Source organism: Pedobacter sp. 05L430 (assembly GCF_056397585.1).
In genome coordinates this window covers 1-6,034 of sequence record NZ_JBFTNT010000263.1, presented here as the reverse complement: position 1 = coordinate 6,034, position 6,034 = coordinate 1, and the positions used below count along the sequence as shown (strand labels likewise).

General features: G+C 42.6%; 10 protein-coding genes. 7 read left to right on the top strand and 3 right to left on the bottom strand.

The features are described 5' to 3' along the window. Positions 1-62 precede the first annotated feature (62 nt). Together AC1DG9_RS21935 and AC1DG9_RS21930 are read left to right on the top strand one after the other, a co-directional pair. Positions 63-482 (top strand): (R)-mandelonitrile lyase, encoded by a 420-nt coding sequence (locus AC1DG9_RS21935; protein WP_288884209.1) that lies wholly within the window; start codon positions 63-65, stop codon positions 480-482. Beyond that, complete coding sequence (locus tag AC1DG9_RS21930; RefSeq protein ID WP_337714852.1) at positions 482-1,543, top strand: NAD(P)-dependent alcohol dehydrogenase; 1,062 nt, start codon at positions 482-484, stop codon at positions 1,541-1,543. The genes AC1DG9_RS21935 and AC1DG9_RS21930 overlap by 1 nt, the downstream gene beginning before the upstream one ends. A 36-nt stretch (positions 1,544-1,579) precedes the next feature. Here AC1DG9_RS21930 and AC1DG9_RS21925 read toward each other — a convergent pair whose 3' ends face one another. Together AC1DG9_RS21925 and AC1DG9_RS21920 are read right to left on the bottom strand one after the other, a co-directional pair. Next, complete coding sequence (locus tag AC1DG9_RS21925; RefSeq protein WP_172663247.1) at positions 1,580-1,975, bottom strand: VOC family protein; 396 nt, start codon at positions 1,973-1,975, stop codon at positions 1,580-1,582. Between the two features lie 23 nt (positions 1,976-1,998). Beyond that, the gene (locus AC1DG9_RS21920) at positions 1,999-2,517 is read right to left on the bottom strand and encodes a dihydrofolate reductase family protein (RefSeq protein ID WP_172663246.1); all 519 of its coding nucleotides are present in this window, start codon (positions 2,515-2,517) and stop codon (positions 1,999-2,001) included. Between the two features lie 219 nt (positions 2,518-2,736). Between AC1DG9_RS21920 and AC1DG9_RS21915 the strand changes: the two genes are divergently transcribed. The 5 genes from AC1DG9_RS21915 (at position 2,737) to AC1DG9_RS21895 (ending at position 5,636) form a co-directional block, all read left to right on the top strand. Continuing rightward, a complete protein-coding gene (locus AC1DG9_RS21915; RefSeq protein ID WP_337714850.1) occupies positions 2,737-3,513 on the top strand; it encodes a phytanoyl-CoA dioxygenase family protein in 777 nt (258 codons plus the stop codon). A 38-nt stretch (positions 3,514-3,551) separates the two neighbouring features. Then, positions 3,552-4,343 carry a penicillin-binding transpeptidase domain-containing protein gene (locus tag AC1DG9_RS21910; protein WP_430709540.1) on the top strand — a complete coding sequence of 264 codons (792 nt, stop codon included), beginning with the start codon at positions 3,552-3,554 and terminating at the stop codon, positions 4,341-4,343. An 83-nt stretch (positions 4,344-4,426) separates the two neighbouring features. Continuing rightward, a complete protein-coding gene (locus tag AC1DG9_RS21905; RefSeq protein ID WP_172663243.1) occupies positions 4,427-4,579 on the top strand; it encodes a hypothetical protein in 153 nt (50 codons plus the stop codon). A 12-nt stretch (positions 4,580-4,591) separates the two neighbouring features. Further along, positions 4,592-4,912: a hypothetical protein gene (locus AC1DG9_RS21900; RefSeq protein WP_172663242.1), complete on the top strand. Its 321-nt coding sequence runs from the start codon at positions 4,592-4,594 to the stop codon at positions 4,910-4,912. A gap of 64 nt (positions 4,913-4,976) precedes the next feature. Next, positions 4,977-5,636 carry a DUF6266 family protein gene (locus AC1DG9_RS21895; RefSeq protein WP_337714845.1) on the top strand — a complete coding sequence of 220 codons (660 nt, stop codon included), beginning with the start codon at positions 4,977-4,979 and terminating at the stop codon, positions 5,634-5,636. Here AC1DG9_RS21895 and AC1DG9_RS21890 read toward each other — a convergent pair. Beyond that, the coding region (locus tag AC1DG9_RS21890; protein ID WP_477635233.1) for an SDR family NAD(P)-dependent oxidoreductase at positions 5,633-6,034 on the bottom strand (402 nt) is incomplete at its 5' end. The genes AC1DG9_RS21895 and AC1DG9_RS21890 overlap by 4 nt on opposite strands.

The following is a 6,034-nucleotide window of genomic DNA, read 5'->3' as shown; positions in this document are numbered from 1 at the left end:
GACACAAAGTTAGCCTGCAATTGTTAAACAATAAACAGGCACAGCTATTTAAAGAATCATAGATGGAAACAACACAAAACAGAACAGCCATTTTCCCGAAAGGAGATAAAGCCCCGGCAGATTATTTCAGCGGAACGGCATGGGTTAATATTTTAGTCCCGAAAGATGAAACGGGACATTATTCGGTTGGGGATGTGGTGTTTGAGCCGGGCTGCAGAAACAACTGGCATACACACCCTGCAGGGCAGATCTTGCTAATAACCGATGGCGAAGGGTATTACCAGGAAAAAGGAAAACCTGCCAGATCGTTGAGTAAAGGCGATGTGGTAGTGATCCCGTCTGATGTAATGCACTGGCATGGCGCAACTGCCGATAAAAGCCTTACACATATTGCGATCAGCAATATCACCGAAAACGGCCCGGTAACCTGGCTGGAACCTGTAACAGACGAAGAATATAACAACGTAAACCAACAACGATAATGGAAAAGTTTGAAGTAAAAGCATATGGCACTCAGTCGGCTGAAGCGCCATTAAAACAATTGAGTATTGACAGGAGGGAGGCAACGGCTAAAGATGTAGAGATTGACATTCTGTTTTGTGGGGTATGCCACTCGGACCTGCACACTGCCAGAAACGACTGGGGAGGGACTGTTTATCCGGCAGTTCCCGGTCATGAAATAGTAGGCAGGGTAACCAAGGTGGGATCTGAAGTAAGCAAATTTAAAGTAGGAGATTTGGCTGCGGTAGGGTGTTTAGTAGACTCGTGCAGAGAATGTGCCAGCTGTAAACAAGACCTGGAGCAATATTGTATTCCTGGCTTTACGGGAACTTATAACGGAAAGGACAAACATTTAGGCGGGCGCACTTTTGGCGGTTACTCTGAAAAAGTTGTGGTTGATGAGCATTTTGTTTTAAAGTTGCCCGAAAACCTTGATCTGGCTGCTGTAGCGCCATTACTATGTGCTGGTATTACGACCTGGTCTCCATTAAGACACTGGAATGTTGGGAAAGACAGCACCGTTGCCGTTGTGGGTTTGGGCGGATTAGGCCATATGGCGATAAAATTGGCTAAAGCACTTGGTGCGCATGTAACATTATTTTCAAGATCGCCCGGAAAAGAAAAAGATGCGCTTGAATTGGGCGCCGATCAGGTTATTATTTCTACAGACCCGGCGCAGATACAGGGTGTAGCAGGAAAATTTGATTTGATTGTTGATACTGTTCCTTATGTGCATAACTTAAATGAGTATGTACCTACACTGAATATAAATGGTACGTTGGTATTGGTAGGGTATCTTGGTGGGCTTGATCCGTTGTTGAACTCTGTACCTATGATTATGGGGAGGAAATCTGTTGCAGGATCGTTAATTGGTGGAATTGCCGAAACACAGGAGATGCTTGATTTCTGTGGGGAACACAATATTGTTTCGGAGATAGAGGTAATTAAGATGCAGGAGATTAATGAAGCGTATGAGCGTATGCTGAAAAGCGATGTGCGGTATCGCTTTGTAATTGATATGGCGTCGTTAAAGAATAATTAGGATTACAAATAAACAGGGCAGTATGCCCTGTTTATTTTAACAGTTAAATACATTCCATTTATGCCCATCAGGGTCTGAAAATCCAAAGCCATAATAACCCGGGCCAAATTCAGCAGGTTCATCAAAGATCTTGCCGCCGCCATTCCTGACTTCAACAGCCCATTTATCGGCTTCTTCTTTATTATCTGCCCAAAGTGTGAAAATCACTTCATTTCCTTTAGACAAATCTGCTACTTCTCCTCTCAACGCATTTTTTAGAGAATCTTGTACAAAGAAATTGATCACAAAATCATCATTGCCAAATAGAAAACTGGTGATTTCATCGGTTTTGTCGTAGCCTTCATTGGGTTTAAAGCCCAAGGCGCTATAAAAATTCCTGGTAGTGGTTACATCTTTTACGCCCAAATTGGCCCAGATTTTTGTTGGTCTCATGGTATCTAGTTTTATAGTGTTGATTAATTGTTTGTTATTGAATAATGTAATTGAACAGTATTGTTGTTCAATTTGTTTACTTCGAGGAGGGAAAGTTTATACTCTGCTTCTTCGATGTCTTTGAGCAATGGCAGGCCGTTGCCAAATAGTACCGGTTCTACAACCAGGATGATTTCATTCACCAGGCCTGCTTTGACAAATGCACTTACGGTTTGCGTACCACCTATAATAACGGCTTCGGTGTGTCCTCTTGCGGCAAGCTGTTCTATGATTTTTTCCGGGCTGTCATCAGTAAAAAGTACATTGGATTGGGCAGGTTCGGCCATGGTATTGTGAGTGAGCACAACCAGTGATCCTTCTTTAATGGGTAGGTAGTCTGGTGCAAGTACATTATAGGTTGTTTTTCCCATGATCACGGCTTGTGTGCGCAGACTGATGGCCATAAAGCCTTCACCGTATTCCTGCGACAACCAGTCGGGTACGTTTCTGTTATTGCTGATCAGGCCATTGGCAGAGGCAGCGAGGTAGATGATTGTTCTCATACTTAGTTGTTTTTGTATATCCAAAGGTAATCTGGAGGAATGGGGTAGAAAACCTGCAAAGACGACTTATTGAGGGGGCGTTTGCGACAGTAGGAGAAAAATTAATATATTTGGAATATGARAATGACCGTAATGTTATAATATAAATTTTCAAGTCGTAAGGCTAATGTCCCGGAGGGACACTAATTCTTTATTGTCTGAATTTTTATATAAAACATTATGCGCGACATCTTAAATCCACAGCAAATACAATCTTTTATTGCAGATGGCTTTGTCCGTATTGATAACGCTTTTCCTGCCGATCTTGCCGCTGAGGCGAGAAATATCCTTTGGAAAGACATTCCTGCTGATCCTAATGACAGTAGCACATGGGCGAAACCGGTGGTGTGGCTGGGTATGTATACGCAGGCGCCATTTATTAAGGCGGCGAATACCCCTATTCTTCATGCTGCATTCGATCAGCTGGTTGGTAAAGAAAAATGGATACCGTGCATGAGCATGGGAGCTTTTCCAGTTCGTTTCCCATCGGAAGTTGATTCGGATGATACCGGCTGGCACGTAGATGCAGGTTTTTCTGGAGCAGATCCTAATGACTTTTTCGCCGCCCGAATCAATGTATATTCAAAAGGCCGTGGCTTGCTGATGCTGTTTCTATTTTCGGATGTAAGCGAGAGAGATGCGCCGACCAGGATTTTAAAAGGTTCGCATATGGATGTTGCCAGATTGCTGAAACCCGAAGGTGAAGAAGGGCTATCTTTTATGGAACTGGCAAATAGGTTGCCTGAATTACCCAAGAGAGAGGAAGCTTTGGCTGTCGGCAAGGCCGGAACGGTATACCTTTGTCACCCTTTTTTGGTTCATGCGGCGCAAAGACATCGCGGTAGTGTGCCTAAGTTTATGGCGCAGCCACCGTTGTTGCTTAGGAGCGGTTTTGATATCAGTAGTACAGGCCCATGTAGCCTGGTAGAGGAAGCGATAAGAAATGTGTATTTTTAAAAAATAAAATGAAAAGATTCCTTTTAGTAGCCTTATATATGCTKGCAATTAGCCCGGTAGTGTTTTGTCAGTCAAAACAGACCATCGTTCGTTCTGATTTCAAAAAATACTTTGATGAGTGTGGAGTGGAAGGTGGTATAGCAATTTATGATTACAAAAAGCATCAATGGATCCTTTCTGATACCATTAATACAAGGCGGGAAACCTTGCCTGCTTCTACATTCAAAATCATTAATATGCTGATTGCCCTTGAAACAGGAACCATACCGAATGAGAACTATATGGTTAAATGGCCAGGAAAAACCGATACCACAAAATACGGCTACAGACCTGAAATTTATCATGATATAAGTGTAAAGAACGCATTTGAAGTTTCTGCCGGCTGGGCGTTTATAGAGCTTGCAAAAAAGATTGACAGAAGTGTATACAAGAAATACCTTACTCAATGCGGATACGGCAATGCAGGCCTTTCGGAACCTGATGCAGACTTTTGGAACTTTGGTCCCCTTGGTATTTCACCTGTAAGCCAGGTTGAATTTCTTAAAAAACTGTACGATGGGAAACTCCCGTTCTCTAAAAAGAATATGGATATCGTAAAGCGGGTAATGATAAGCGAGCAAAATAAAACTTATACCATCCGCTCCAAAACAGGATGGACGATGGCAGATCAGATCAACACAGGATGGTGGGTTGGTTACGTGGAAAAACAAAATGATGTTTATTTTTTTGCGACAAGATTACTGCAGGATCGAAAAAATAACCGACCTGATTTTTCTGAGTGCCGTAAGAAAATTACCGGGTCGGTGATGAAAGATTTGAAAATCATGTAAAGTTTTTTTGTTTTCTTCTACCTGTTAGGTCTTAGTCAGCCGTATTGGTTATATATGAGGGAATATAAACCTCTTTGTAAGCAATGGAAAAAGACGCTAAGACATTACTTGATAAATACAGAAAGGGACTTTGTACGCCTGCTGAAAAGGCAGTTGTGGAAAGATGGTATTACCAATTGAAAGACGAGGTTCAGCTAAATGAGAGCCGAATTGATGAAGTTGGATATGACATCTAGAACCAGCTGTCTTTGGAAAGTAAAGTACAGCCTCGTAGTTATAAGCTATGGCCGCGTATAGCTGCGGCAGCAGCAATATTTTTGGTTGTTGGCGCCGGGTTGTTCTTTTATACATCCTACTACGCACCCCGCCCTGAAGGTGGCCGTCATCCTGAACTTGTTTCAGGATCTCATGACATTGAGCCCGGCCGTAACACAGCAACTATAACTCTTGCCAACGGTAAAACCATTCAACTTAGCGATGCTAAAACCGGAGTTGTTATAGATGCCGCTAATTTGAAGTATAACGATGGTAGTGCGGTGGAGACGGGCGATGCCCGTCATCTCCTTTGATTAACCAAAGGAGATGACGGCCCCTATTTTTGGGAGCCTCTTTTTTATTTAAAAAGAGATAGAAATGGATTTATTTAAAAGGGAAAGAAATGGGGTTTTTAATAGTGATAAATCTTACCGGTATACCGGTAAAGTTGGGAATTTGGTGAGCTACCATATATTAGATAAAAATGTGGTTAGGATGGTGGGTATGATTACAAAACCGCCTTCTATTAAACAATTGATTTGCAGGCAGGAAATGGCAGTAGTGGTAAAGTTTTTATATCCGTTTACTGAGTTTATTAATGCTGGTTTTATGCTCAAAGCCAGGGCTGCGGTAAAATATCCGTACAATATAGCCCTAAGCTATAATAAAATGAACACCTTAAAAGGCTTGTATCCTGATATTAAAATGGATTATCCTAAAGTAATGGTTTCGCAGGGGAGTTTGCGTGTTGCAGCGAATCCGACGGTTGAGATGGTGCCGGAAGGGTTAAGATTTAGGTGGACGGTATTGCCGGAAATGGTATTAGCTGAGAAAAGCCAAAGGGTGATGATACTGGTTTATTTCCCTGACCTGGAAATTGGCCTTTACAGTATTGATGGTGCAAAGCGAAGTGAGGGAAAGGAGCTATTTGTTTTACCTTTAGAACTGAGGTTAGCGAGAATGGAAACTTATATTTCATTTATGGCCACACCGGGTTGCGATGTGGCCAACAGTGTGTATGTAGGCGGTTTAAATTAAGGTTTGGGGAAATCTGCACCAACGGTGGTTTCTTCCCATGCATCAAAATCATGTGCCAGTTCTTCGATTTTTTTACGGGCATTTTTTAATGCTGCGGCACCTAATAATAAGCGTAATGGAGGGTTTTCGGTCTCTACTACTTTAATGATGGCCTGAGCGGCGCGTACCGGGTCGCCGGGTTGGTTGCCATTGTAAGCCCTGATGTTGTCTTTATTCGCACCTGCGGTTGTTTTGTAATCTTCAATTTCGTTTTGTACTTCGTTGGCCGAACGCCCGGCCCAATCTGTACGGAAGCCGCTTGGTGCTACAATGGTTACTTTTATGCCAAGGGGGGCGGTTTCTTTTGCCAGTGATTCGGAAAACCCATCAACAGCAAATTTAGTTGCATTGTAATAAGC

Excerpts from the sequence above, each read along its gene's own strand:
- AC1DG9_RS21935 (WP_288884209.1), top strand. The coding sequence starts at position 63 with ATGGAAACAACACAAAACAGAACAGCCATTTTCCCGAAAGGAGATAAA.
- AC1DG9_RS21930 (WP_337714852.1), top strand. The coding sequence starts at position 482 with ATGGAAAAGTTTGAAGTAAAAGCATATGGCACTCAGTCGGCTGAAGCG.
- AC1DG9_RS21925 (WP_172663247.1), bottom strand. The coding sequence starts at position 1,975 with ATGAGACCAACAAAAATCTGGGCCAATTTGGGCGTAAAAGATGTAACC.
- AC1DG9_RS21920 (WP_172663246.1), bottom strand. The coding sequence starts at position 2,517 with ATGAGAACAATCATCTACCTCGCTGCCTCTGCCAATGGCCTGATCAGC.
- AC1DG9_RS21915 (WP_337714850.1), top strand. The coding sequence starts at position 2,737 with ATGCGCGACATCTTAAATCCACAGCAAATACAATCTTTTATTGCAGAT.
- AC1DG9_RS21905 (WP_172663243.1), top strand. The coding sequence starts at position 4,427 with ATGGAAAAAGACGCTAAGACATTACTTGATAAATACAGAAAGGGACTT.
- AC1DG9_RS21895 (WP_337714845.1), top strand. The coding sequence starts at position 4,977 with ATGGATTTATTTAAAAGGGAAAGAAATGGGGTTTTTAATAGTGATAAA.